At 70.4% G+C, this 25,950-nt stretch carries 17 protein-coding genes, 2 pseudogenes and 1 riboswitch; of the genes and pseudogenes, 7 read left to right on the top strand and 12 right to left on the bottom strand.

Features of this window, described 5'->3' with window-relative positions:
• Both IEZ01_RS03375 and IEZ01_RS03370 read right to left on the bottom strand, forming a co-directional pair.
• Positions 1 to 203, bottom strand: a pseudogene (locus IEZ01_RS03375) (DUF3291 domain-containing protein); the annotation flags it as partial.
• Positions 204 to 465: 262 nt separating this feature from the next.
• Positions 466 to 1,806: a helix-turn-helix domain-containing protein gene (locus tag IEZ01_RS03370; RefSeq protein WP_189199723.1), complete on the bottom strand. Its 1,341-nt coding sequence runs from the start codon at positions 1,804 to 1,806 to the stop codon at positions 466 to 468.
• 138 nt (positions 1,807 to 1,944) lie between these two features.
• Between IEZ01_RS03370 and IEZ01_RS03365 the strand changes: the two genes are divergently transcribed.
• From IEZ01_RS03365 to IEZ01_RS03350, 4 genes are all read left to right on the top strand, one after another.
• Entirely contained in the window at positions 1,945 to 3,294 is a 1,350-nt protein-coding gene (locus tag IEZ01_RS03365) for a M64 family metallopeptidase (protein WP_229832630.1), read from the top strand.
• Positions 3,295 to 3,653: 359 nt separating this feature from the next.
• Positions 3,654 to 6,380: a SpoIIE family protein phosphatase gene (locus IEZ01_RS03360; RefSeq protein WP_189199721.1), complete on the top strand. Its 2,727-nt coding sequence runs from the start codon at positions 3,654 to 3,656 to the stop codon at positions 6,378 to 6,380.
• A 160-nt stretch (positions 6,381 to 6,540) separates the two neighbouring features.
• Positions 6,541 to 7,680 carry an ABC transporter substrate-binding protein gene (locus tag IEZ01_RS03355; protein ID WP_189199719.1) on the top strand — a complete coding sequence of 380 codons (1,140 nt, stop codon included), beginning with the start codon at positions 6,541 to 6,543 and terminating at the stop codon, positions 7,678 to 7,680.
• Between the two features lie 115 nt (positions 7,681 to 7,795).
• The gene (locus IEZ01_RS03350) at positions 7,796 to 8,887 is read left to right on the top strand and encodes a PP2C family protein-serine/threonine phosphatase (protein ID WP_019891391.1); all 1,092 of its coding nucleotides are present in this window, start codon (positions 7,796 to 7,798) and stop codon (positions 8,885 to 8,887) included.
• A 37-nt stretch (positions 8,888 to 8,924) separates the two neighbouring features.
• Here IEZ01_RS03350 and IEZ01_RS03345 read toward each other — a convergent pair whose 3' ends face one another.
• From IEZ01_RS03345 to IEZ01_RS03300, 10 genes are all read right to left on the bottom strand, one after another.
• On the bottom strand, positions 8,925 to 10,391 hold the full coding sequence (locus IEZ01_RS03345; protein WP_019891390.1) for a hypothetical protein: 1,467 nt from the start codon (positions 10,389 to 10,391) through the stop codon (positions 8,925 to 8,927).
• Positions 10,392 to 11,350: 959 nt separating this feature from the next.
• Complete coding sequence (locus IEZ01_RS03340) at positions 11,351 to 12,442, bottom strand: hypothetical protein (RefSeq protein WP_189199717.1); 1,092 nt, start codon at positions 12,440 to 12,442, stop codon at positions 11,351 to 11,353.
• A gap of 577 nt (positions 12,443 to 13,019) precedes the next feature.
• On the bottom strand, positions 13,020 to 13,832 hold the full coding sequence (locus tag IEZ01_RS03335; RefSeq protein WP_189199715.1) for an ABC transporter ATP-binding protein: 813 nt from the start codon (positions 13,830 to 13,832) through the stop codon (positions 13,020 to 13,022).
• Positions 13,832 to 14,860, bottom strand: a complete 1,029-nt coding sequence (locus IEZ01_RS03330) for a FecCD family ABC transporter permease (RefSeq protein WP_189199850.1) — start codon at positions 14,858 to 14,860, stop codon at positions 13,832 to 13,834. The genes IEZ01_RS03335 and IEZ01_RS03330 overlap by 1 nt, the downstream gene beginning before the upstream one ends.
• An 82-nt stretch (positions 14,861 to 14,942) precedes the next feature.
• Complete coding sequence (locus IEZ01_RS03325; protein WP_040875242.1) at positions 14,943 to 15,968, bottom strand: ABC transporter substrate-binding protein; 1,026 nt, start codon at positions 15,966 to 15,968, stop codon at positions 14,943 to 14,945.
• Between the two features lie 150 nt (positions 15,969 to 16,118).
• Positions 16,119 to 17,102, bottom strand: a complete 984-nt coding sequence (locus IEZ01_RS03320) for a PLP-dependent cysteine synthase family protein (RefSeq protein WP_019891382.1) — start codon at positions 17,100 to 17,102, stop codon at positions 16,119 to 16,121.
• Positions 17,099 to 18,241: a histidinol-phosphate transaminase gene (gene hisC, locus IEZ01_RS03315; protein ID WP_189199713.1), complete on the bottom strand. Its 1,143-nt coding sequence runs from the start codon at positions 18,239 to 18,241 to the stop codon at positions 17,099 to 17,101. The genes IEZ01_RS03320 and hisC overlap by 4 nt, the downstream gene beginning before the upstream one ends.
• On the bottom strand, positions 18,238 to 19,680 hold the full coding sequence (locus IEZ01_RS03310; RefSeq protein ID WP_019891379.1) for an MATE family efflux transporter: 1,443 nt from the start codon (positions 19,678 to 19,680) through the stop codon (positions 18,238 to 18,240). The genes hisC and IEZ01_RS03310 overlap by 4 nt, the downstream gene beginning before the upstream one ends.
• Positions 19,677 to 20,657, bottom strand: coding sequence for a hypothetical protein (locus tag IEZ01_RS03305; protein ID WP_019891378.1), 981 nt, complete (start codon positions 20,655 to 20,657; stop codon positions 19,677 to 19,679). The genes IEZ01_RS03310 and IEZ01_RS03305 overlap by 4 nt, the downstream gene beginning before the upstream one ends.
• 47 nt (positions 20,658 to 20,704) lie before the next feature.
• Positions 20,705 to 22,084, bottom strand: a complete 1,380-nt coding sequence (locus tag IEZ01_RS03300) for an alanine racemase (RefSeq protein ID WP_019891377.1) — start codon at positions 22,082 to 22,084, stop codon at positions 20,705 to 20,707.
• A 37-nt stretch (positions 22,085 to 22,121) separates the two neighbouring features.
• Between IEZ01_RS03300 and IEZ01_RS03295 the strand changes: the two genes are divergently transcribed.
• The 3 genes and pseudogenes from IEZ01_RS03295 to folP form a co-directional block, all read left to right on the top strand.
• Positions 22,122 to 22,259, top strand: coding sequence for a hypothetical protein (locus IEZ01_RS03295; protein ID WP_189199711.1), 138 nt, complete (start codon positions 22,122 to 22,124; stop codon positions 22,257 to 22,259).
• A gap of 120 nt (positions 22,260 to 22,379) precedes the next feature.
• A riboswitch (cobalamin riboswitch) is annotated at positions 22,380 to 22,576 on the top strand.
• Positions 22,577 to 22,749: 173 nt separating this feature from the next.
• A complete protein-coding gene (metE, locus tag IEZ01_RS03290; RefSeq protein ID WP_189199709.1) occupies positions 22,750 to 25,074 on the top strand; it encodes a 5-methyltetrahydropteroyltriglutamate--homocysteine S-methyltransferase in 2,325 nt (774 codons plus the stop codon).
• An 89-nt stretch (positions 25,075 to 25,163) separates the two neighbouring features.
• A pseudogene (gene folP, locus IEZ01_RS03285) lies at positions 25,164 to 25,846 on the top strand (dihydropteroate synthase); the annotation flags it as partial.
• Between the last annotated feature and the right edge of the window lie 104 nt (positions 25,847 to 25,950).

The following is a 25,950-nucleotide window of genomic DNA, read 5'->3' as shown; positions in this document are numbered from 1 at the left end:
TCGTGGAAGGTGAAGGCGTGCGGCGCGGAGCCGTGGTCGTGGAGGTGCTCCAGCCTGGAAACCCCGTCCCGCCAGGTCGATATCACGCCGTCGGAGACCCACCAGAACACATAATTCGGGTGCGGTGTCCTCTCGAACCAGTCGTAACGCCTGTTCAGCGCCTCACGGTGCAGACCGGTGTAGACGGCGTCAAAGGCGGGGCGGCTTCGTTGTCGTCGTCAACGACTTCACCTCGCACACCGTGAAGGTGTCGTCGTTCCACCATGCGATGCCGTAGGGCGGCTCGGCCCCCTGGGGGCTGACTACGTACAGGCCGCACAGACGCGGCAGCCGCAAGGTCGTTCTGCAGGCTCGCATGCTCCCGCCGGGACGCCTCGAGCGGTACCGGGTCCTCCGCCAGCGCAATTGGCGGCGTCGCGAAACCAAGATCCGGACCATGCTGGAAGTGCACTGTCGGCTGCTCGTTCAGTGCCGCGGGAACACCAGTGCCGTCGGAGCCGGCCCCAGCGTCGTCGTGCCAGGGAGCGACCGGTGGCCGAGCCCCGTGCGGTACGCGTCCAGCGCGGCCTCGGTGCGGCCGCCGCGGCGCAGAAGGTCGCCCAGCAGACGGCACAGATCGGCGAGGTCGCCGCTCGCGCCGCTGCGCTCCAGCAGCCCCAGCGCCATGACGTAGTGCTCCTCGGCGGTCTCGCTGTCCCCCCGCTCCTCGGCGATCAGCCCGAGCAGCCTGTGCGCACCCCCCGCGTGCACCGCGCCGTGCCGGTCACCCAGCTCAAGAAATGCAGAGAGCAGATCCGACGCCTCGCCGTGCCGTCCGAGCCGCCGGAGGACATCGGCCAACTCCACCTCCACCTGCGCGGTGAACAGCGCCGCGCGTTTGGCGTTCAGCATGTCCCGGGCGGCGCGCAACTCCTGTTCAGCTGCCGCCAGTTCGCCGTTCTGCGCCTGGACGTAGCCGCGCATCCAGTGGCAGTGCGCGAGATCGGTACGCAGGCTCAGCTGCTGGTAGATCGCCTGCGCCTTGGCCAATGAGGCGTCGGCGTCGGCCGTGCGCCCCTCTGCGAGGAAGGTGCGAGCCACCTGCCGGTGCATGCCCGCCACCAGCGCCGGGTCGTCGACCTGCGGAGCCAGCGCCAGGGCTAGCTCGGCGGCATACGCGGCCCGGGCGTGTGCACCCATGTCGATGTACGGGCCGATCACGGCGGCGTACAGGATGACCAGCGCCTCGGGGTCGGCCAGGCCGCTCGCAGCGAGCTCGTCGATGGCGGATTCAAGGAGATAGCAGGCGTAGCGCAGCTCCCCGGCCAGGAGGTGTGCGACGGCCCGGCCCCGGATCGCGCGTACGCGGCGGGGCAGCGGCTCCTCCGCGAGGAGCCGCTCGGCGTCCTGGAAGTGGTGACCCGCGTCGACCAGTTCACCGGTCTCCAGGGCACAGTCGCCGAGCCCGAGCAGCGCCTCAGCCTGCTCGGGAACGAGTCCGAGGTCCTCCGCGTCGGCGAGGAGTTGTCGGTAGCGCACGGCGGCCTCGTCCGCCGTCCCGGTGGCCAGCTGCTGGTGCGCGTCGGTGAGAGCGAGCCGCAGCTCCGTGGCGAGGTGCGCGGGGCGGCCGGTGGCCAGCTCCTCGTACGACGTACCGAGCCGCTCCGCAAGGAAGCGCAGCGCGGTCTCCGAGGGCCTGACCTTGCCCGACTCGAGCGTCGAGACGTACGCGGGGGTGTACGAAGGCTCAGCCAACTGCCGCTGTGTCAGCCCGCGTTGAGTGCGCAGCCGCTGTACTCGGTGGCCGATCGTGGCCGGATCGTCCATGCGGACCCCCTGATTCGTGAACTTCCCAGTATCCAGAAGCAGTAGGCATTGCGCACGCCCTCGCCTTCCCCCTAGGTTAAGCGACTCGTTCAACACATTTACTGATGCGCTTAACTCGCCTGGCAAGGGGCTGATTTCATGCGTTCAGCACGACGCGGAGCCATGGCGGCCGCAGTGGCCGTCGCCCTCACGACCGTACTCGCCGCCACACCCGGAAGCGCCGCTGCGGACCCGACGGCACCCCCCACGGCCGGAGTCGAGGTCGAGATACCCGGGCCGGAACACGGGACGCTCGCCGGGGCCGGCCACACGCACGTGCCGCCCGAGGGCCGGAACCGGCCGGCCTCCCGCCTGTCGGCGACCGAGGCGGCCGCCGACGGCGAGGTGACCAAGCTGATCGACAACGGCCCCACCGCCGACCGGCTCGACATCGTCGTCGTCGGAGACGGCTACACCGCCGCCGAACTGCCCCGCTTCCGCGCCGACGCCCAGCAGAAATGGGCCGAGCTGACGGCCGTCGAGCCCTACACCACCTACCGCAACCTCTTCAACGTCTGGACGGTCGACGCCGTCTCGAACGAGTCCGGCGTCTCCGGCGACCCCGCTCCCGACACCCTCAGGGACACCGCCCTCGGCTCCTACTTCTGGTGCGACGACATCGAGCGGCTGCTCTGCGTCGACCAGGGCAAGGTCGACGGATACGTGGCCAAGGCGCCCGAGGCCGACCTGGTGCTCGTCCTCGCCAACAGCACCAAATACGGCGGGGCGGGCTACAACGAGCCCAGCAAGACCCTCGGCTACGAGGGCATATCAACGGCCTCGGCGGGCAACGAGAAGTCCGGTCAGGTCGCGATCCACGAGACCGGCCACTCCCTGGGCAAGCTGGCCGACGAGTACTTCTACCCCAACTACCCCGGCTACGAGCGGTACGTGGGCCCGGAGCCCGCCGACTCCAACATCACCAGCTTCACCGCCGACGACCTGGCCGACCGGGGCGCCAAGTGGCACCGCTGGCTCGGTGAGCAGTCCCCCGACGGCGGCACCGTCGGCGCGTACGAGGGCGGCGGCTACTACGTCACTGGACTGCGGCGCCCCACCGAGAACTCTCTGATGCGCTCCCTCGGTCAGCCCTTCAATCTGCCCGGAGTGGAGGCGATGATCGCCGGCTTCTACCGCGAGGCGCGCATCGCCTCCCCCGTCACGGCGACCGATCGCACCCTCCGCATGGGCGACACCGCCAAAGCCCTGGTGCCCCGGCTGACGGGGGCGGACGGGCGTCAACTCAGGATCCGCTGGTATCTCGACGGGCGGGAGATGACGTCTCTCGCGGGCCGCACCGACGTACGGGTGTCCGACCTGGCCCTGCGGCTGCTCGACCTTCGGAGGCACACACTGTCCATCACCGCCGAGGACCGTACGCCCTCGGTGCGGGACCGCGCCATCGCGCGGACGATGAAGTCCACGGTGAGTTGGACGGTCCGGCTCTGACGGCTCCGGCAGGCATGCGTCGCGGTTCGTGGCCAGCCCTCGGACGCCATCGAGGACGGGACGCGGTCCGGCCGTGACCGCCTCGGTTCACCCAGCCGGCGGCGGGGCCAGTTGGGCGACCCGAGCCCCTTCGCCAAGCCGCTGCGCCCCCATCTCGACCACCTCCTGATCATCGCCGACCGGCCGGACCCGCCCGGCACCTCGTGGTCAGCGGCCCAGAAGCGATAGGAATGGAGTATGCGCAGCATTTCGGGTCAATCTGGGCATGGGGTGCCTGACCGCCGCCCTCGTCCGGGGCAAGGCCACCAAGGGCGACGAGAGCGACGAGAGCACGGTCAGCCTCATCAGGGAGGAGAGACGTGCGGCAGCCACGGCGCCTGCGCTCCCTGCTGAGCGTGCGCAGCCTCTCCGGGCAGGTCTTCCTCCTGCAGCTGGTGCTCGTGGTGCTGCTGGTCGTCGCCGCGCTGGTGGCTCTCGTGGTGCAGGCTCGACGCGACAGCATGGCGGACGCCCGGCACCGGACGCTTGCCGTGGCGCAGACCTTCGCGCACTCCCCGAACATTGAGGCGGCGCTCGACAGCCCCGACCCGACCGCGGTGCTGCAGCCGCACGCCGAGGCTGCCCGGAAGGCCGCGGGCGTCGATGCGATCATCGTGTACCGGCTGGACGGCATCACCCTCACCCACAGCGACCCGAATGAGATCGGAAAGCTCGTCATCGGCCCCTACGCGGAGGCGGCGGCCGGCAAGGCGTTCACCAGGACGTTCCACGGGTCCCTGGGGCTGTCCGTGGTCTCGGCGGTCCCTGTCAGGGGTGCTGACGGCTCGGTGGTCGCCGTCGTCTCCGCTCCCATCACGGTCGAGAACGCCCAGCACACGGTGAACCAGCAGCTGCCGGTCGTCCTCGGCAGCGTCGCCGGAGCCCTCGCCGTCGCCGCGATCGGGTCGGGACTGGTGAGCCACCGGTTGAGGCGGCAGACCCATGGCCTCGGCCCGGCCGAAATGGCCAGGATGTACGAACACCACGACGCGGTCCTGCACGCCGTGCGGGAGGGAGTGCTGATCATCGGCGGTGAGGGTCGGCTGATGCTGGCCAACGACGAGGCACGGCGGCTGCTGAGCCTGCCGGCGGACGCGGAGCGGCGCCACATCACCGATGTGGGGATGGAGGAGGACCTCGCCGAGCTGCTGACCTCCGACCGGCCGGTCACTGACGAGGTGTATCTGGCGGCCGACCGCCTCCTGGCGGTCAACAAGCGGCTCACCGCACCCCATGGACCGGTCGCCGGCGTGGTGACGCTACGGGACACCACCGAGCTGCGGGCTCTCTCCGGCAGGGCCGAGGTGGCCCGCGAACGGTTGCGGCTGCTCTACGACGCCGGGGTGCGGATCGGCACCACACTGGATGTGAAGCGCACGGCCGAGGAACTGGCGGAGGTGGCGGTGCCCCGGTTCGCCGATGTCGCCACCATCGAGCTGCTGGACCCGGTCCTGCACGGCGAGGAGTCCTCCGGTGTGCACACCGAGATGCGCCTGACCGCGGTCGCGGGTCTGGAGGAGGACCATCTCCTCCACCCTGTCGGCGAGCTGATCCGGTTCGTCGCCGGCGACCCCGTCTCCGCAGGGCCGGCCGACGGCCGAGCGGTGCTGGTGAGGGACCTGAGCACCTTCGACGGCCGGCGGGCCCTGCACCCCTCGGATGCCCGGTGGATCCTCGACCACGGGATCCACTCCCTGCTCACGGTCCCGTTGCGGGCACGCGGGGTGGTGCTGGGAATGGCGGGCTTCTGGCGGGCGGACGACTCCCCGCCGTTCGAGGACGAGGACATGTCCTTCGCCGAGGAGCTGGCCGCCCGGGCAGCGGTGTGCATCGACAACGCCCGCCGCTACACCCGCGAACACACCATGGCCGTCACCCTGCAACGCAGCCTGCTGCCACGCCGGCTGCCCGAGCAGTCCGCCCTTGAAGTGGCTTATCGCTATCTGCCGGCACAGGCCGGGGTGGGTGGGGACTGGTTCGACGTCATCCCGCTGTCCGGCGCCCGGGTGGCCCTGGTGGTGGGTGATGTCGTCGGCCACGGCCTGCACGCCGCGGCGACCATGGGCCGGTTGCGCACCGCCGTTCACAACTTCTCCGCCCTGGACATGCCTCCGGAGGAGCTGCTGGGCCGGCTGGACGAGCTGGTGGCCCAGAACGACGCCGACGGGGAGGACGGGCAGGGGATCACCGGCGCCACGTGCCTGTATGCCGTCTACGATCCCACGACCGGGCGGCTGGACATGGCCACCGCGGGCCATCCGGGACCGGCTGTGGTTCATCCCGACGGGACCGTGGACTTCCCTCCGGTGCCCGTCTCCCCGCCGCTGGGGCTGGGTGTCGGCCTGCCCAGCGAGAGCGCCGGGCTGACCGTGCCCGAGGGGTCCCGGCTGGTGCTCTACACCGACGGCCTGATCGAGGACCGCGACCGGGACCTGGACGCCGGCCTGGAGGTCCTGCGCGGTGCTCTGACCGGGCCCGACCGCACCCCTGAGGCCACGTGCGCGGCGGTGATGGAGGCCCTGCTGCCCGACCGGCCCAGGGACGACATCGCGCTGCTGGCGGCCCGCGCCCGCCGGCTCGGCCCCACGCAGGTCGCTGAGTGGCACGTGCCCGGTGACCCGGCGGAGGTGGCCCCGGTGCGCACCGCCTGCGCCCGCCAGCTGACGGACTGGGGACTGGAGCAGATCGCCTTCAGCACCGAACTCATCCTCAGCGAGCTGATCACCAACGCCATCCGCTACGGCACCGAGCCCATCACCGTCCGGCTGCTCCGCACGGAGCCGGTCAGCGTCCCCGCCGCATCCACCCTGATCTGCGAGGTCTCCGACGGCAGCAGCACCTCGCCCCGGCTACGCCGCGCGAAGGCCACCGACGAGGGTGGTCGCGGGCTCTTCCTGGTCGCCCAGTTCGCCGAACGCTGGGGCACCCGCTACACGCCGACAGGAAAAATCATCTGGACCGAACAATCCACCCACGACGGCGCCACGCCCGGGGCGGAAGGGCTCGGCGAGCTCCTGCTGGACCAATGGGACGACACGGCACGGTGAGGGGATCGTGCACCTCGCACGACCCGCACGGTTCGCCGTGCGCACAGAGGTCGTGGTTCCGGCGTGGGACCGCGATCACAGGCTTGCTCGGGTGGGATCCCGCCATCGAGACGGCCGGGTACTCTGGCCTCGACGACCACTCCCACCCCCTGGAGCCGTCGTGACCACACCCCGGGCCCGAGCAGCGGCCGTCCTCAGCTGCTTCGCCCTCGTGGCACTGGGCCTGAGTGCCTGCGAGAACACCCCCACCGCCGAACCGCAGAAGCCGTCGGTGGCCACCGCCGCCGAGAACGTGGGCGGCATGGAGGCGCTGGTCGCCTCGGCGCAACAGGAAGGCAGGCTCAATGCGATCGCGATTCCGCGATCCTGGGCCGGCTACGGCTACCTGATCGACGGCTTCGAGAAGAAGTACGGGATCGAGGTCACCGTCGCCAATCCGGAGGGCCACAGCGAGGACGAGATCGAGGCCCTGAAGCAGAGCGGGAACCGGTCGAGCGCCCCCGACGTGCTCGACATGGGCGATACGTTCGCGCGGGCAGCAGCGAGGGAGAACCTGCTCGCGCCGTACAAGGTCGCCGCGTACGACTCGGTCCCCGTCAGTCAGAAGGACCCGCAGGCCCGCTGGTACAACAACTACGGGGGCTACATCTCCATCGGCTGCGACGCCAACCGCGTCAAGCCCTGCCCCCGCACCTTCGCCGATCTGCTGAAGCCCGGTTACCAGGGCAAGGTAGCGATCGAGGGCGACCCGACCCGGTCGGGTACCGCCTTCGCAAGCGTCTACGCGGCCGCTCTGGCGAACAACGGGTCGTTCGACGACATCCAACCCGGTCTCGACTTCTTCGCCGAGCTCAAGAAGATCGGCAACTTCAACCCCACCGAGCCCAGCTCGGCATCGGTCGAGGACGGCCGGACGCCCATCAGCATCAACTGGGACTACGTCAACCTCGGCCACGCCGACCAGCTCCGCGCCAAAGGCGTGAACTGGCAGGTCGCGATCCCCTTCGACGGCGCCTTCGCCCAGTACTACGGGCTGGCGATCAACAAGAACGCCCCGCACCCGGCGGCTGCCCGCCTGTGGCAGGAGTACCTTTTCAGCGCAGAGGGCCAGAACCTCCGGCTCAAGGGTTTCGCCCGCCCGGTGCTCATGGACAGCATGAAGAAGGACGGCACCCTCGACGAGGCCGCCGCCGCGCAGCTGCCGACGGTCGAGGGAACGCCGCGGTTCCCGACAGACGCGCAACTGGACAAGGCGAGGGAGACGGTCGCCCGGGGCTGGACGAGGGCCGTCTCCGAGTAAGCGGTGGGGACAAGTGGAGCCTCCGCCTCCGGGCGGGCAGGCTGGACCCATGCGGTCGGTATCGCGCTCGCCCGTTCGGCGAGGAGCGGGTGGGCATGTCCCCGTCCTCCTCACCTTGCTGCAGGCTCTGCCCTTCATGATCGCGCTGGCCGTGCTGGCGATCGAGCTCACACCGGCCCACTTCATCTATACCGGCCCCCTCCTCACGGCGATGCCGGCGTTGGCCGCGGTGACCATGGGCCCCAAGGGCACCCTCTCGGCGGCGGCTCTCGCGCTGACTGTCAGCGTGATCACCGCCACCCACAACCAGGCGTGGACCACCCTCCAGGTCTATACCAACTTCCTGGCCATTGGCCTGGTGTCCGTTGCCGGTTACATCGCCAGCGACGCCGTGCAGACGCGCAGGCGGAGCGAGCTTGAGCAGGTCCGCCGGATCGCCCTGGCAGCACAGGACGTCGTGCTGCGGCCCGTGCCGGCGCACCTGGGCCCCGTACGGGCCGCCAGCCTCTGCCTCGCGGCCGGGACGGAGGCGCAGATCGGCGGTGATCTTTACGAGGCGGTGCAGACCCGGTACGGGGTTCGGATGATCGTCGGCGACGTCCGCGGCAAGGGACTCAAAGCCATGCGGGCGGTCGGCGTCGCGCTGGGCGCGTTCCGGGAGATCGCACACTACGAGGCCGACCTGACGGAGGTCATGGACCACTGCTCGGCTGCGCTGCGACGCGAAGCCATCATCTCGGGCGACCCGGAGGTGGTGCTGGAGGGATTTACCACCGCCCTCATGGCCCAGGTACCGGACGAACCCGTGGTGCAAGTCGTCAACCGCGGCCATCCCCCTCCGCTGGTCCTGCGCCAGGGCAGAGTGCAGCCCCTGCTGCCCGCCTCGCCGCTCCCGCCACTCGGCCTGGAGGACCTCGTCACCGGCGCCCCGTCCACACCCGAGAGCTATCCGTTCGCACCCGGCGACCGTCTGCTGCTGTACACCGACGGTGTGATCGAGGCCCGTGATCCCGACAACGGCTTCTTCCCCCTCCCGGAAGTCATGGAAAAGATCCGCGCGGGCACGACCCCGCCGGAGTTCCTGGCCGAACTGCACCAGGCACTGATACGGCACACCGCGGGCCCCCTGACCGACGATGTCGCGATGATCCTCGTCGACCGACTCGATGGGGAGGCCGTGTCCCCCGCGATCACCCACCAGGCTTGACGCCCGGACGGGCGGGCTCGGTCCGGGCCCGTGCGGTTCAGGTGGACCGCTTGACCCGGCCGCTCGCGAGGGGCCATTCGCGGTGGAGGCTGCCCAGGGGGATGCGTTTGTGGAAGACGGGTGTGCCGAAGACCGAGAGCTGGAGCTGGAGGTTGCCGCTCAGGTCGAAGCCGCCGTGGAGCGCCCAGGCGCCGGTCAGGTCCACGGAGCCGTCCGGGGAGCCGTCCGCGGGGGTGGACGCGGAAGCCCGGACCTCGCCCTCGGCGCGCAGGTACGGGGCGAAGTCGGCGGTGAGGCCGGCCATGCCGTACAGGCCGACGGACGCTTCGGCCCCCAGGGCGGCCTTGGCCCGGCCGGCTGCCGTGACCGTGGCCGTCACGGGCGTGCTCTTCACGTCGGAGGTGCTGACCGGGGTCCAGCCCTTGCCTGGTGTGTAGCCGCCGCCGACGCGGAAGTCACCCTTGACGTCCTGCCGCACGTCGAGGGTGACGCGGCCGTCGGCCTCGACCTGGAGATAGACGGTGAGGTCGAGGTTGACTACGACGGGCACGGGGCCGACCTGGATCACGGGGTCGGCGTGCAGTTTGGCGAACGGTATGCGCTGGGAGGTCTGGGCGGCCGCGCGTCCCTTCAACGCCCACTGGGCGGACCAGTCGCCGGACATGCCGAGGAACGCCGAGCCGGGCCCCGACCTGCCCGCCTGTCCATGGGCGCTGCCGTCGTAGGAGAACTCCACCTCGGGGGCCAGCTGGACGAAGCCGGAGACGGAGGCGGCGGCCGAGACGGGTGCGTCGGCGGCCGTGGCGAGCGCGGTGCCTACGTCGAGGCGGAGCTGCCCCACGGGCACCTTCGCCCCGTTGGGGCCGAAGCGGACGCCACCAGGCTTGGCCCAGGAGAACTTCACACCCTTCACCAAGGGCTCGACGTGGACCGTTGCCGGGTCGACGGGTATCCGGCCGTCGGCCTTGTCGTCGGCGAGCAGCGCGCTGAGCGTCGCGGGCTTGGTGGCAACCTCCGTGGCCTTGTCGCTGGTGCGTACGACCTTCGTCACCTCGACGAGGACCCCCTCGGGGGCGCCGGGCGCCGGGGCGCCGGCGATGACGTCGCCCGTCTTGACCGGAGCTTCGGCACGGGGTTCGGCCGATCGCCCGGAGGTCGGGCTCGGGGTCGGGGTCGGGGTAGGCGAGGAATCGCGGGAGGACTCCGGCGGGGTGGCGATGACCGCGTGTCCGGTCCGCCGGTCGTAGGCGACGACCTTGAAGGTGCTCTGGCGGGTGCCGGCGCCGCCCTTGGCCGCCGGTCGTGCCACGGCCGTGGGCGTTCCCTGCGGTGCCGGTGTGACGTCGAGCCGTTCGCTTCCCTGCGCCGCGGCGGCCGGGGTGGCGGTGGATACCGCTCCGGGGGTGGGGGCGGTGGTGCCGGCGAGTGTGGCGGAGCATCCGCTCGCCGCCAGGGCGAGGGTGATCAGCGTGGGGACCAGGAGTCTCCTGGCGTGAGTGCGCACGGGGGTGCCCTCCGGCGATGAGCGATGTGCATGGGGGGTTGGCTGCTGTCATCGATAGTGCCTACTTGGCAGTAACAACCGCCTGATGATGGCATGACAGCAGCCGGGCCAGGACATGCTCGTGGTCCATGCCGGAGAATTGGCCGAACTGAGAGGGGAGTTGGCGGGTTGTCGACTTGTGGCGTTGCCACCCGGTTTTCCGGTGTAGCCGTGCTCCTGTGCGACTCGGAAGGCCACATCTCGAGGGGCGACCTGGAGGCCAGCAACGTCGCCTGCACGATGGGCTCCGGGTGGCCGCCCCCGCGGTAGCACCGCCTGGTGCACGACGGGCCGGGCGACGGCGGTGAGTTGGCCGAGATGCTGCTCGCCCACATCGGGCACGGGAGTCTTCCGTACGACGCGGGCACCCGCAGCTCTTCGATCCGGAGCCGGCGGATGAGGTCACGCACCTCGCGTTCCGGGTGCGGCTGCGACCCGGGCAGGATGTTCCGCGGCACGACTTGCGACCGACGTGGCTGACACACATCAACTCGCCGGGCATCGAGATGAATCCAACAGGCATGTCCTGGCGGTCCCCACAGACGCCGTGGGTCACGCACGAGGCAGACTTCACCCGGCCGATCGACGCCGCCATCGCTCCGGAGCGCTGGGTCAACGCCAGTGACCGGTACACCGCTCGCTTCGACGAAGGTCGTGCTCCGTCGGCTTCGACTTCGTCCACCCGCCACGGGCGCCGGGCCGGCACATCCAGCATCGTCGGCCCGGCCGGCCGCTCAAGAACCATGTCGTCGGTGATCCCGTACACCCGCGGCACCGGATACCCACATGCCGCAAGGGGCGTCATCAAGCGTGACTAGAGACCGATGGGCGCCCCCGTGCCGGTATCGCCGCAGCACCGCCTGCCGGCGGTACCCCGCACCGGTCGTGGTGCGGGGCACCGCCGGGGTGGGCGTGCGCGCCTACCTGACGAAGGAGACGTCGTAGTAGGTGTCGGCCGGCGCGCCTGACGCGGTGAAGCACCGCACCTGGATGCCGGTGCTCGGGGTCCAGTAATCCACCTTGCAGTGCCGGGAGTCGCCGCCGTAGGCCGTCACCTGCACGTCGCCGTAGCCCAGGGACATGCCAGGCGTGGAGACGCGGTAGACACCGACGCCGTGACGGGTGATCCGGTTGGTGTAGCCGGCGGAGTTGTACCGGTAGGCCGCGGAGGGGTAGTAGGAGCTCGCGGTGGGCTGGTTCGCCCAGGCGTAGGCGGCCGGCGTGGTGCGCAGGATGCCGGTGTCGCGGGCGTAGGTCATCGTGAACCGGGTGTCGCGCAGGGCGCCGCCGAGGGTGAAGCAGCGGACGTTGACGAGCTGTGCGGTGCCTGACGGGTACCAGTTGACGGCCTTGCACCGTGCGAGGACGTCGCCGTACGCGGTCACCTGCACGTGGCCCGCAGCCGACCCGATGGCAGGGAGCCGCACGGTGTACCGGCCCAGGCCGGACCGGGTGACGGTGTTGGTGTAGCCGGCGGAGTTGAACTGGTACGTCCGCGAGGCCGTGTACGCGCCGGTGCTCGGCTGGTCTGCCCAGACGTGACCGAACCGGCCGCCGCGGTACGCCGTGTTCACGAAGCTCGTGGTGAAGGGCGTGTTGGCGCGGTATCCGGAGGGGGTGTAGCACCGCACGTGCACGTCGAGACGGTCACCGACGGGGTGCCAGGAGGCCACGTTGCAGGAGTGGGACGTGGCTCCGTAGGCAGTGACGTGCACGGTGCCGCCGGTCAGGCCCAGCCTGGGCAACCTCACCGTGTACTGGCCGGTGCCCGTACGGACGACGGAGTTGACGACGCCGGTCGAGTTGCGGCTGTAGTAGCCGGACGGCGTGTAAGGCGTGTTCAGCGCGGCGGTCGGCTGGTTCGCCCACACATAGGCGAAGCCCCGGCTGGCGGCCGCGTGCGCGGTGGACGGCGTGATGGCGACCGCACCGACGGCGAGCGCGACCGCGGTCAGCGCGCGCAGGGCGCGTGCCGGCCACTTCGTGAGTCCTCCGCTTGTTTTCGTGTGCATCTCGTACTTCCCTTTCCTTGCCTCTGCCTGATCGGCGACGGACGTTGCTGGAAGGGGGGTGGCTGATTCCGGGCAGGCGTGGACGCGGGGCGGCGGCCTGTGGCTCGTGGCTCGCGACCTGTACCTCTGCCCATGGCCTCGCCCTTCGAGGCCGACGTGGCCTTCCCGTGACAAGGCAGCACTGAATGACGTAAGCAGTGGTGACAGTGGTGAACACCCGCTGAGGATCAGCGCGGTCCGGAATCAAGCACGCCGCGACGCATGAGCCGGCCTCCCCAACCGGCGGTCCCCCCGAATTGCTTTCGCGTGCGAATGGCGTTCTTGGAACACCCGAGTGGAAACCGATGACATCCGGCCACCCAGGCGCTCAGAGAATCGCACAACGCCGCGCGGGCAGACCACGGTTCGATGGGACCGAGGAGAGGTGAAGCAGCACACCGGGGGGCGCGCAGGCCACCTCGCGCGCGGGGACGGCCGCCTCCCGCTGCGCCCGCCCGCCATGGCCGTACAGCGGCTGTCGTTTCGGGGAGGGGCTCGCGTACGTGATCACTGGGGACGAGCCGGCAGCCGGCGCGCCCTACCCGGGGTCGAGCTGCATCGCCTGCACGGCAGTCGTTCGTGTGGCGGTGGCGAGGTAGGTGATGCGGAGGGTTCCCGTGGCGGGTTCGCGGTCGACGAGGACTTCGACACCGTAGACGGACTTGATCAGGTCCGGGGTCAGCACGCTGTCCGGGGCACCGGCCGCGACCACCTGTCCGCGCTGGAGGAGGACGAGGTGGTCGCAGTACCGCGCGGCGAGGTTCAGATCGTGCAGGGCGACGACGCAGGTCACGTCGAGCGAGGTCAGCAGGTCAAGGAGTTCGAGCTGGTGGCGGATGTCGAGGTGGTTGGTGGGTTCGTCGAGGAGGATCTCGCGGGGTTCCTGGGCGAGGGCGCGGGCGAGTTGGGCGCGCTGCTTCTCGCCTCCGGAGAGGGTGTGCCAGCTCCGGTGCTGCCGGTCGGTGAGGTCGGTCCGCTCCAGCGCGGCGTCGACGGTCCGCCGGTCGTGTTCGGTGAGGGCGTCGAAGCGCCCGCGGAAGGGTGTGCGGCCGAGTTCGACGACCTGGCGGACGGTGACGTGGTGGTGGGCGGTGACGTCCTGTTCGACGACGGCGAGCCGTCGGGCCAGCACTCGGCGGCCGAGGCCCTGAAGGGTGGTGTCGTCGTAGCGGACGGTTCCGGTGTCGGGGCGGCGCAGTCCGGCGAGCAGGCGCAGCAGGGTCGACTTGCCGGAGCCGTTGGGGCCGAGGAGGCCGGTGACCTTTCCGTCGTGGGCCTCCATGTCGATGCCGTCCAGGAGCCGTTGGCCCTTGACCGACCAGGAGAGGTGGGTGGTGGTGATGCGGCCCATCAGGACTCCAGACGCTTCAGGACCAGCGCGAAGGCAGGCGCTCCGAGAAGGGCGGTGATGACGCCGGCGGGCAGTTCGTGGGGGGAGAACGCCGTGCGTGCGAACACGTCCACCCAGATGAGGAAGACGGCGCCGGCGATCGCGGACAGGGGAAGGAGGGAGCGGTGCGTCGGGCCTGCCAGGACGCGGACGGCGTGCGGGATGAGCAGGCCGATGAAGCCGATCGCGCCTGAGGCGGCCACGGCGGCCGCTGTGATGACGGAGGTGAGCACCATGAGCCAGACGCGGGCCGCGGTCACGTTGATTCCGAGGGCGGCCGCGGAGTCCCACCCGAAGGTGAAGGCGTCGAGGGCGGGCGCGAAGAACTGCACGGCGACCACGCCGATCAGGATGATGACGACGGTGACGGTCACTCCTTCCCACCGGGCGCCCCCGAGCGTGCCGAGCAGCCAGTACGTGAAGCCACGGGTGGAGTTCGCGTCCCCGCTGACCATGAGGATGACCGACGTGACCGCCGCGAAGAACTGGGACACCAGCACGCCGGTAAGGACCACCCGGGACGGGCTTGCCACGCGTCCCCCGCCGAGCAGGAGCAGCAGCAGGCCGAAGGAGACCAGGCCGCCGGCGAACGCTCCGGTGGAGAGGGAGACGCTGCCGCCGATGCCCAGCAGGAGCACGGCGACCGCGCCGGTGGAGGCCCCGGAGGAGACTCCCAGCAGGTAGGGGTCGGCCAGGGGGTTCCTGGTGACTGCCTGCAGGACCGCACCGGAGACCGCCAGGGCCATGCCGACGGCGGCGGCGAGCAGGACTCTCGGGAAGCGGGACTCCCAGATCAGGGCGTCGAGGAGCCCCGGCAGGGGCTCGGTGGGGGCGATGCCGCCCAGACCGATGTGCCGCAGGATCGTGGAGACGACATCCAGAGGCTGGATGTCCGCGCTCCCGAACAGCGACGCGGCGACGACCGACACCAGCAGCACGGTCACGGCCAGGAACAGAAGGGCCGCCGTCGAGGCGCGCCGCCGGCGCACCGGAGCCCCTTCACGGCGGGAGGTCGGGACTTCGGCGCGCGCGGCGGTCTTGTGTGAACTCGTCGTCATGATGGTGGACGGGTCACCCGAGCTTGTTCAGGCCGGCGACCAGCGTGGGAACTGCTGACGCGCTGCCGTAGCCCGGATCCATGTGGCTGCCGGGGATGGTGATGAACCGGTCGCCCTTCACGGCGGCGAGCTTGCTGGTGAGGGGGTCCTTCTTGAGGAGGGCGATCTTCTCCTCGGCGGTGTCGTTGGGTTCGCCCCGGGTCAGGTCCGCCAGGACGATGACGTCGGGGTTGCGGGCCGCGACCTCGTCCCAGCTGACCTCCGCCCACTTGGTCTTCGCGTCGGCGAAGATGTTCTCGACTCCTACAAGCTTGGACATGTGCTGGGGCAGACCGCCGGGGCCGGCGGCCCACGGAGTGCCCTCGTAGGTGGAGTAGAACCACATCACCTTCAGCGGCTTGTCCCGCTTCTTGACGGCGCCCACCGCCTTGTCGACGACGGCCTGCTGTTCGCTCGCCAGCTTCTCCCCGGCTTCGGGGACACCCATGATCTTGCCCAGCCGGCGGTACTCCTCGAACAGCATCGTGAAGTCCGCGTCGGCCACGCTCTCGTGGTACGTGCAGTCGAACTCGGTCAGGTAGGTCGGCACGCCAAGGTCGTGGAGTTGCTTGCGTTCGCCCGATTGCTCCTTGGTGAACATGCTCGCGAAGGAGCCGTAGACGAAGTCCGGCTGGGCTTCCAGCAGCTTCTCGTGCTTGATCTCCGCCCCGGGTGCGGACAGGAGCGGGATCTTCTCGTACTGCGCGGCGATCGCGGGCGGCGTCTTCTCGATCTCGTAGCCCGTGCCGGCGATCCGGTCGCCCACCCCGAGGTGGATGAGGATCTCGGCGGCGGTCTGGTTGAGCGTGACGGCCTTCTTCGGCGCGGCCTTGTAGGTCACGTCAGTGCCGCAGTTCTTGAGGGTGAACGGGTAGGTCGTCGCGCTCGTCGCCGTCGCCGCGGCCTTTGCGTCGGCGCCGGAGGAGGGTTCGTCGGCGCATCCCGCGACCACGAGCACCGTCAGGGCCGTACATACTATGGAAATCGTTTTCGTTTTCATCGGCTGAGAGTACCAGGTGGTTCGAAGGGGCTGGAGGGAGTGGTGGCGGTCGGGGGGGGGCGACCGGAAAGGTGGACCAAAACGGCGCCCTGGATGGGCGGTTCGACGTCCGGGAACAGTCCCGACGCCGTCGTGGGGCGGGTCTGCGCGCTACCGCAGCATCATGGCCAGCCGGCAGACGACCTGCTCGTCGAACAGGCCGTTGGCGGCCATCCAGTCGTCGTTGAACACGGTGTCCAGGTACTTGTCGCCGCCGTCGCAGACCAGCACGACGATGGTGGTCCCCGGCGCCGCGCTCTGTGCCTGCTCCAGGGCCTTGTAGACCACGCCCCCCGCCGAACCGCCGATCAGGATGCCGAAGTTCCTCGCCAGGTAGCGGCAGGTCTCGAAGGCCTCCGCGTCGCTGACCTTGATCCCCTGGTCGAACACCTCGTAGTCGACGACACCGCCGATCTCCGAGCCCTCCGGCGTACCGGTACCGGACTGGTGGTAAGGCGCGCCGGTGCCGCCGAAGACGACGGATCCCACCGGCTCGACTCCGACGATCTTCAGGTCGGGAATGCGTTCCCGCAGGAAGCGGCCGGTGCCGCAGAGCGAACCGCCGGTGCCGACGGCCCCGTACAGGTAGTCGATACCGTCGCCCAGGTCGTCGTGGAGTTCGCGGGCGAGCGGCCGGTAGCCGTTGGGGTTCCCCTGGTTGCGGTGCTGGGCGGTCCAGTACGCACCGTATTCGGCGGCGAGGCGCTCGGCCGTGGTGTCGCGTTCGGCGGTGGCGAGGCCTTCCTCGTCCCCGGCGACGTTGAGGATGTCGGCGCCGTAGGCGAGCATGCCCCGCAGCTTGTCCGCACTGGAGTGGTTGTCCACCACGGCGGTGAACTTGTAACCGCGTTCGGCGGCGATCAGCGCGAGGCCGAGCCCGGTGTTGCCGGACGTGGACTCGACCAGCCACCCGCCGGGGGCGAGAAGTCCCGCCTCCTCCGCCTCGTCGACCATGTTCCTGGCCATCCGGATCTTGGCGGTTCCGGTGGGGTTGAACTGCTCCAGCTTCAGCAGGACGGTCGCCCCGCCTTCGGCAACGGGCAGCTTGAGCAGGGGGGTCCGGCCTATCAGGTCGGAGATCTTGCTTGCGATCACGGCTTGTCCTTCGCGCAGATCTCGCTCAGACACCGGACGAAGACGTCGTTGTCCCCCGGGGTCGACAGCGATGCTCGGATGTAGGTCTCGTATCCCGGCTCGCGCCACGCCTTGACGATGATTCCGGCACGGTGCAGCTCCCGGGCGACATGGCCGGCGGGGCGGCCGGTGTCGATGAAGAGGAAGTTGGTCGACGACGGGACGACACGCAGTCCCGCATTGCGCAACCCGTCGGCGACCCTGGCGATCTCCAGAGCGGTGCGACGGACCGTGTCCGCCAGGTGGGCGTGGTCCCCCAGCGCGGCGATGGCCGCCTCCTGGGCGGGATGGTTGACGTTGTACGGGGTACGGACCCGGTCCAGGGCCTGGACCAGGGCCGGGTCGGAGGCGATGCCGTACCCGACGCGGACGCCCGCCAGGCCGTAGGCCTTCGAGAAGGTGCGCAGCACGATCCACGGCCGGTCCAGCCCGCGCAGGGCCTCAAGGCCGTCGGGATAGCCGGGGCGGGACCGGGCGAACTCGCCGTACGCCTCGTCGAGTACCAGCAGGGCCGACTCCGGGAGGGCGGCCACGACCCGCGCCAGCTCGCCGGCGTCGAGCATCGCGCCCGTGGGGTTGCACGGGTTGGCGAGGAAGACGAGCTTGGGGCCCGCCGCGAGCGCGTCGCACCAGGCATCCGCGTCGAACTCGAACTCGGCGGTGACCGGGACCTTTTGGACCCGGGCGCCCATCACGCGGGGGAAGGTCTCGTGCAGGCTGAACCCGGGTGCCTGGGTGACCACCAGATCACCGGGGTCGAGGACGGCCTGGCAGAGCAGCTCCAGGATGTTCTCCGAACCGTTGCCGAGCACGACCCGGTCGGGCGGCACGTCCAAACTCCTCCCGACGGCTTCGGCGAGACGCCGCCCGGTGGGGTCGGGATAGCGGGAGACGCCGTCGGCCAGGGCCTTCCGTACGGCTTCGGCGACCGCCGGGGAGACGCCGAACGGGTTCTCGTTGTTGGAGAGTTTGATGACGCGGCCGGAGCCGCTGAGGGCGGCCACCTCGTCCGGGTCGGCGCCGGGGTCGTAGAGCGGTAGCCCGGCGACCTCCCGGCGTATCAGGGAGGTGGAAGGGGTCGGCGTGAGAACGGGGTTCATGACGGCTCCGGTTCCGTGGCGGGTGCGCCGGACTTCTCCCGGTGGAGCCGGTCGGCGCGGCGCAGGAAGGCGACCAGCAGGAGGGCGGCGGTGGCGGCGAGGCCGATCGTCTGTCCGGTCCAGACGCCCTCGACGCCCCAGTCGGCGGTGACCCCGAGCAGGTAGCCCGCAGGCAGACCGATCAGCCAGTACCCCACAAGGGAGATCCGGAAGGGGCCGGCGGTGTCGCCGATGCCGCGCAGGATGCCGTTGCCGATGTTCTGGGTCGCGTCGAAGACCTGCATGAGGGCGGCGATGAGCAGTCCGGTCACGGTCAGCGCGATGATGTCCGCGTTGTCGGCGTGCTCCGCGGAGATGAACAGGGACACGATCGCCTCCGGCACCACCAGGTACACGACGGCGACCAGCAGCGTCGCGATCACACCCCAGGCGGTGCCGAGCAACCCCGTCCTGCGGGCTTCCCGGTAGTCGTTGCCGCCGTCGGCCTCGCTGATGAGGATCGACGCCGCGTGGGAGAGGCCGGCGGAGATCATGAAGACGATGTAGACGATCTGGTTGAGCACCGTCTGCGCGGCCAGGGCCTCGACGCCCAGGGAACCGATGACCAGGGTGAGCACGCTGAAGAAACCAGCCTCCGAGGCGTAGGTGCCCGAGATCGGCAGGCCAAGGCGCCAGACCGACCGGACCGCGTCGCCGTTCCAGCGCCGCGCATGGGGCGAGGTGAGGTACGGGCGGAGGGTGCTGTCGCGCAGGATCACCGCGACGAACGCCAGGAAGGACAGCAGGAACACCGTGACGGTGGCGATCGCGACGCCGACGAAGCCGAACGCGGGCAGGCCGAACTTGCCGTGGATCAGGACGTAGTTCAGGCCGATGGTGACGCCGACCGAGGCCAGCGTGATGGCCAGCAGCGGGCCGGGCCGCTTGAGGCCGGTGGTGAAGTGCCGCAGGTTCTGGAACCACAGGCAGGGCAGCATGCCCGGCGCCAGGACCATCAGGAACTCGCCCGCCCTGTCGACCACCGTGGGGTCCTGGCCCAGCAGGACGAGCAGCGGGCCGATCAGCAGCAGCGCCACGCAGAACACCACACCGCAGACGGTCGCCCAGAAGAAGCCCGCGAACAGCAGTGCGCCGACGCGTTCGCGGTCGTCCCGCACCCGGGCTTCGGCGACCAGGTTGCTGACCCCGGTCACCAGGCCCGTGCCGGTGGTGCGCAACTGGTTGAACAGCGCGATGGCCAGACCGGCGGCGGCGATCTCGACGGCGCCGAGCCTGCCCAGCATGACGATGTCGACGGTGGTCAGCGCGACATAGGCGAAGTTGGTCAGGATCAACGGGAACGCGAGCCTGAGCAGCGCACGCGAGTTCTTGACCCACCAGGCGGCGCCGCTCGCCTCCGCGCGGCTCGTGCTGGTCGTGTCGGTCGTATCGGTACTCACCAGAAGTTGACCTTTTCTCCGCGCCCGTCCGCCCGCGCGAGGTCGGCTATGTACCGGCCGAGCGCGGCGTCGGTGACCGCCATGCCGCTGTTGTAGGCGAAGACCACGTCGTCCCGGTGGCGTCGGGCGGGTGCCAGGCCGAGCAGGATGTCGGGGAGCTGGGCGTCGACCGACGGCAGGCTGCCGTCCTCGCCCCGCAGGTCGTCGCAGGTGGCGTGCATCTGGGCGGTGTCCGTGGCGATCCGGTAGTCCGCGCCGTGGCACACGTCGGCGTGCACGCCGTACCCGAGGAGTACGGCGACCGAGCCCGGCTTCATCCAGTCGCGCCGGACCTCCTCCGTGGCGGACAGGCCGGAGGCGCCGATCACGATGTCCGCCTCACCGGCGGCCCCACGGAGATCCTTGACGATCTCGACCTCGCGGCCGTCGACGCTGTCCTGGACGGCGCGCAGGCCGTCGGGGTACGTCCCGAACACCTGCAACCGCTCCAGCTCCGGCATCGCCGCGACCAGCATCGGCAGGGCCGCCTGCCCCTGGACGCCGGTGCCGACGACGAGGGCGGTCCGTGCGTCGGGGCATGCGGCGCGGGCGAACAGGGCGGTGGTGGCCGAGGACCGCAGGGGGCCGAGCTTCACCACGTCCATCAGCGCGATGGGGGCGCCGGTGGTGTCGTCGACGAGGAAGACGAACGAGTGGAACCGGTAGCTGTCCCGGCTGCGGCGCGGGTCGAACTCGTAGACGGCCTTGAAGCAGACGGTGCCGCTGCCGCCGTCCCTCGCCACCATCGAGTAACTGAGCGAGTGGTGGCCGGGATCGTCGATGATCGTCTTGACCGGGTTGTTCGAGCCGCCTTCGCGCAGCGCGCGGTAGGCCTGCTCCACGACCGCGATCACCTGCCGGTGGTCGAGGTCCAGTCCTTCCTGCTGCGATTGCGGCAACAGCCACAACTGCCCGGGCGGGGCATAGGTCTGGGACATGGGGGTCTTCTCCTTGTTGGGGGGTGTGATCGGATCGGTGCGAGGTCTCATCGGATTCCGTCCAGTCGCCAGCGCGGCGAGGCCCCGTCGTCACCCAGCCGGAGAACGACCTTCGACGGCAGTGGGGCGTCGTGGAACGGTGACTCGTTGGAGTCCATCTGGTATCCGGCGGTGTTGAGGTAGACCAGGTGGTCACCGCGCCGTACGGGCCGCGGGAAGCCGATCTTCCGCCAGGTCACCAGGTCGCTCTCCAGGCAGGTCGAGCCGGCGACGCAGGCCGGGAACAGCTCGTCGGCGGCGGGCTGTGCGGACATCAGCAGCGGGTCGGGCAGGTAGTCGCTGTTGAACCACTGCTCGGAAAGGCTGAAGCTGCTGCCTGCGACGGTGACGATCGCGTACCCGTCGGACTCCCGCCGGTCGTCGACCTGTTGTACGCGGAACAGGGTGAAACCCGCCTGGTCCAGCAGGGCCCGGCCGGGCTCCACGACGAACCGGATGCCGTGGCGTTCCGCCTTCGCGGCGAGACTCCCGCCACCGTCGACCGGGTGCGCCATGATCGCGCGGATCGCCTGGTCGGCGGACTGGCCGCCGTACGGGTAGAAGTCCTCGAAGTCCTTCGCCGCGTGGTAGTGGGCCGGTTCGTTCTGTGCGAGGAACTCGTTCCAGAGCCGCGGCTCGACGTAGCGGACCGGCAATCCGCCGCCGATGTCGACCAGTTCGGCGGTTGCCGAGCCGCGCCGCCGGGCGTCGAGACAGTGCTCGATCATCTCGCTCGCCGCCGTCGCGCGTTCGGCGCCGGAGTAGCCGTTGAGGTGGAAGGAGAAGCCTCGGAGGCGGATGTGGTCCGCGAGTTCCGCGCACAGGCCGACGGCGGTCCCACGCTCAGCGGCGGACATCCCGAAGCGGCTTCGCGGTTGGCCGGCTGTCCGGGATCGCAGGAGCACCGTGGCCTGTCGCCGTGCGAGCCGGGCGGTGGCGGCGAGCCGACGGAGTTCGCTGATCGAGTCGACGGCGACCAGGCAGCCATGCTGAACGGCGAGAGCGTGCAGCGTGTCGTCCTTCTCCGGTCCGGACACTCCGATCCGGTGTCCGGGCACTCCGCCGGCCAGCGCCTTGACCAGTTCGGGGGTGCTGGCGACGTCGACCCCGACACCCAGGGCGGCGGCCGAACTGACATAGCAGTCGGCCTTGTTCGCCTTCTTGGCAAAGAGGATTTCGGCGTCGGTGCCGGTCTCGGCGAACGCTCGGCGAAGCCTGAAGACGTTCTCCTCGAACACTTCGGGCAGCGCGACGTGCAGCGGGGACCCCAGGCCGTCCAGGAGGTCGCCCAACAGTGCGCGGTGATCCGCAAGGAGCGCGGAGACGATGGGATGCCGGAGCGCGGTGAGCACGAAGGGCCGGACTCCGGCCGTCGGGCGCTCCAGCACTTGTCGTGGGATAAGCACCCCGTACTTCTATCCGATTATGACACTCATTTTCAACTACTGCGGGACGGTGATCTCCACACTGGGGGATGAAATGGGCGTTTCCGCCCCGTGGGGTGTCGGGCTCGACCCCGACCGCCGCACCCTCGTGCCGTACCCGGTGGTCTCCCAGCACTGAGCTCCCGTACGGCCGACCTGTACAGGAGGACGTCGGCAACTACAGATCCGTCTCAATCTCGCGTCCGAATGCTGGAAAGCCTTCGCCGCTGAGCGTCTGCGCGCCCTAGGGTGGCAGCTGCAGCTGGTTCGCCCCGTCCGCCAGGCGGGATGCGTCGCAAGAGGGAACCCGGTGGGAATCCGGGACTGCCCCGCAGCGGTGAGCGGGAACGACCGCCGTCATACGCACTGGGACCGGACAACGGTCCTGGGAAGCGACGGCCAGTAGGTGTCCTCCACGAGGAGGGTGTGCCCGCGAGTCCGAAGACCTGCCCGTTGCCCGCACGCGGACGTATTCCGCGCGCGGATACCCGGTGACCTCGTGGGCGGGTCGGCGCGCATATCGAGCGGCACGTGCGGCATGTCCGTGACGTGGTCCGCACGTTCTGCCGTTCCTTCGCGTTCACGTCCCATCGCCGGGACGTTCTGGACATCTCGCGAAGGAGAGTTCCGTGACAGCGAAGCCCGCAGCCGCGGCAGCACGAGCCACCGTGTACGGCTACCCCCGCCAGGGGCAGAACCGCGAACTGAAGAAGGCCATCGAGGGGTACTGGAAGGGCCGCGTCACCGCCGACGCCCTCCGGGCCACCGCCGCCGAACTGCGCCGTTCGAACTGGCAGCAGCTGGCCGACGCCGGCATCCACGAAGTGCCGACCGGTGATTTCTCGTACTACGACCACGTCCTGGACACCAGCGTCATGGTCGGCGCTGTCCCCGCACGCCACCGCGCCGCCGTCGAGGCCGACGCGCTCGACGGCTACTTCGCCATGGCCCGCGGCACACAGGACGTGGCGCCTCTGGAGATGACCAAGTGGTTCGACACCAACTACCACTACCTGGTCCCCGAGCTCGGCCCCGACAGCGTCTTCGCCGCCGACTCCACCAAGCAGGTCGCCGAGCTGAAGGAGGCCCTGGCACTCGGGCACACCGCCCGTCCGGTCCTCGTCGGCCCCGTCACCTACCTCCTCCTGGCCAAGCCCGCCCCGGGAGTGTCCGCGGACTTCGAGCCACTGACCCTCCTCGACCGGCTGCTGCCGGTGTACGCAGAGGTGCTGGCCGACCTGCGGGCGGCCGGTGCCGACTGGGTCCAGCTCGACGAGCCCGCCCTGGTCCAGGACCGCACCCCGGCCGAGCTGAACGCCGCAGCCCGCGTCTACCGTGAGCTGGGCAGTGCCGCCGACCGGCCGAAGCTGCTTGTCGCCTCGTACTTCGACCGGCTCGGGGACGCCCTCCAGGTGCTTGCCGCCGCCCCCGTGGAGGGTCTCGCCCTCGACTTCACCGACTCCGCCGCCGCCAACCTCGACGACCTCGCCGCGGTCGGCGGGCTACCGGGCAAGCGCCTCGTCGCGGGCGTCGTCAACGGCCGCAACATCTGGATCAACGACTACCAGAAGTCCCTGACCACCCTCGGCACCCTCCTCGGTCTCGCCGACCGGGTCGATGTGGCCGCGTCGTGCTCGCTCCTGCACGTCCCGCTGGACGCGACCGCCGAGCGCGACATCGACCCCCAGATCCGGCGCTGGCTCGCCTTCGCCCGGCAGAAGACCGTCGAGATCGCCACCCTCGCCCGCGGCCTCGCCCAGGGCACCGACGTGATCGCCGCCGAGCTGGCCGCCAACCGGGCCGATCTCGCCTCCCGCGCCGGCTCCGCCATCACCCGCGACCCGGCCGTGCGCGCCCGGACCGCCGCGATCACCGAAGCGGACGGCCGACGCTCCCAGCCGTACGCCGAGCGTTCCGCCGCCCAGCGCGCCCACCTGGGCCTGCCCGTGCTGCCGACCACCACCATCGGCTCGTTCCCGCAGACCGACGAGCTCCGCGTGGCACGCGCCGGCCTCCGGGCCGGAAGGATCGACGCCGCCGGGTACGAGGAGCGGATCAAGGACGAAATCCGCGAGGTCATCTCCTTCCAGGAGAAGACCGGCGTCGACGTGCTGGTGCACGGCGAGCCCGAACGCAACGACATGGTGCAGTACTTCGCCGAACAGCTGACGGGCTACGTCGCCACGCAGCACGGCTGGGTGCAGTCGTACGGCACCCGGTACGTCCGTCCGCCGGTCCTGGCCGGCGACATCTCGCGCCCCGAGCCGATGACGGTGCGCTGGACGGCATACGCGCAGGCGCAGACCAGCAAGCCGGTGAAGGGCATGCTGACCGGTCCGGTCACCATGCTCGCGTGGTCCTTCGTCCGCGACGACCAGCCGCTCGGCGAGACCGCCCGGCAGGTGGCACTCGCCCTGCGCGACGAGGTGAACGACCTGGAGGCCGCCGGCACGTCGGTCATCCAGGTCGACGAGCCGGCGCTCCGCGAGACGTTGCCGCTCCGCGCCGCCGACCACGCCGCCTATCTGGCCTGGGCGACCGAGTCCTTCCGGCTCACCACCAGCGGCGTGCGGCCGGACACCCAGATCCACACCCACATGTGCTACGCCGAGTTCGGCGACATCGTCCAGGCCATCGACGACCTCGACGCCGACGTCATCAGCTTGGAGGCAACCCGCTCCCACATGCAGGTCGCCGGCGAACTCGCCGAGCACGGCTACCCGCGCGAGGCCGGTCCGGGTGTCTGGGACATCCACTCCCCGCGCGTCCCGAGCACGGAGGAGGCCGCCGCGCTGCTGCGCAAGGGACTTGAGGCCATCCCGGCCGAGCGCCTGTGGGTCAACCCCGACTGCGGGCTCAAGACGCGCGGCTGGCCCGAGACCCGCGCCTCCCTGGAGAACCTCGTCGCCGCCGCACGCGAACTCAGGGCGGAGCTGACGCCGGACAAGGGCTGAGGGGCTGAAGTCCGGGCCGGACGCTTCGCCGTCCGGCCCGGACGACCACGACCGGAACAGGAGCGGCGCGGCCTGGCAACAGGTCACCGGTCAGGGACTTGGCGGCCGAAGGGGTCCTCGTGTCGGTCGACACCATGCGTGCCTCCGTCGCAGCGGGGGCGGTCGACGCGGGCGCGGTCCTCGTCAACGACGTCAGCGGGGGCCTGGCGGACCCCGGGATGGTCCCGGCTGTCGCGGCCGGCGGCGTTCCCTTCGTCGTGATGCACTGGCGGGGCGTCAGCCACGGCATGCACCACCGTGCGGGCGGTGTACGTGGACGTGGTGCGCGAGGTCGTGGCGGAACTCAGCGCCCGTGTGGAGACAGTGGTGGCCGCAGGCATCCCGCCGGAGCGACTTGTGGTCGACCCGGGGCTGGTTTCGCCAAACGCGCGGAGCACGACCTCCATCTGGTCGCCGGACTGGCCGAGCTGCGTTCGCTGGCCGCCCCGGGCTGATCGCCGGCTCCCGCAAGAGGTTCCTCGGCCGCATCCTGGCCGGCGCGGACGGTACGCCGACCCCCGCGCATGGACGGGACGCCGCCACGGCAGCCCTCTCGACGATCGCCGCCCACCAGGGCGCCTGGGCCGTCCGGGTCCATGAGGTGCGGGCGACGGCGGACGCGGTCCGGGTCGCTCGCGCCCTCACCTCGCCGGGCACCACGACGGCGGAATCGTCAGGCCGGGTCGATGAGAGCGGCCCGGATCGGAGCCTCGCTCTGACCGGGACCGCGTGACGCTGATCACGAGGCTCCCGGGGAATCGGGTGACCGTCGGCCACGTCTCATTCGTATGGAGTGGGCGCGCCGCTCACCGACCACGGGTAGAGGACCCCCAGGGA

Origin of the sequence: Streptomyces purpureus (assembly GCF_014648195.1) — a bacterium.
Lineage (GTDB): Bacteria > Actinomycetota > Actinomycetes > Streptomycetales > Streptomycetaceae > Streptomyces > Streptomyces purpureus.
Note: the sequence above shows the minus strand (reverse complement) of the source record. Positions and strands in the feature narration are given on the sequence as shown.

Excerpts from the sequence above, each read along its gene's own strand:
- IEZ01_RS03370 (WP_189199723.1), bottom strand. The coding sequence starts at position 1,806 with ATGGACGATCCGGCCACGATCGGCCACCGAGTACAGCGGCTGCGCACT.
- IEZ01_RS03365 (WP_229832630.1), top strand. The coding sequence starts at position 1,945 with ATGCGTTCAGCACGACGCGGAGCCATGGCGGCCGCAGTGGCCGTCGCC.
- IEZ01_RS03340 (WP_189199717.1), bottom strand. The coding sequence starts at position 12,442 with ATGCACACGAAAACAAGCGGAGGACTCACGAAGTGGCCGGCACGCGCC.
- IEZ01_RS03335 (WP_189199715.1), bottom strand. The coding sequence starts at position 13,832 with ATGGGCCGCATCACCACCACCCACCTCTCCTGGTCGGTCAAGGGCCAA.
- IEZ01_RS03325 (WP_040875242.1), bottom strand. The coding sequence starts at position 15,968 with ATGAAAACGAAAACGATTTCCATAGTATGTACGGCCCTGACGGTGCTC.
- hisC (WP_189199713.1), bottom strand. The coding sequence starts at position 18,241 with ATGAACCCCGTTCTCACGCCGACCCCTTCCACCTCCCTGATACGCCGG.
- IEZ01_RS03305 (WP_019891378.1), bottom strand. The coding sequence starts at position 20,657 with ATGTCCCAGACCTATGCCCCGCCCGGGCAGTTGTGGCTGTTGCCGCAA.
- IEZ01_RS03295 (WP_189199711.1), top strand. The coding sequence starts at position 22,122 with ATGACACTCATTTTCAACTACTGCGGGACGGTGATCTCCACACTGGGG.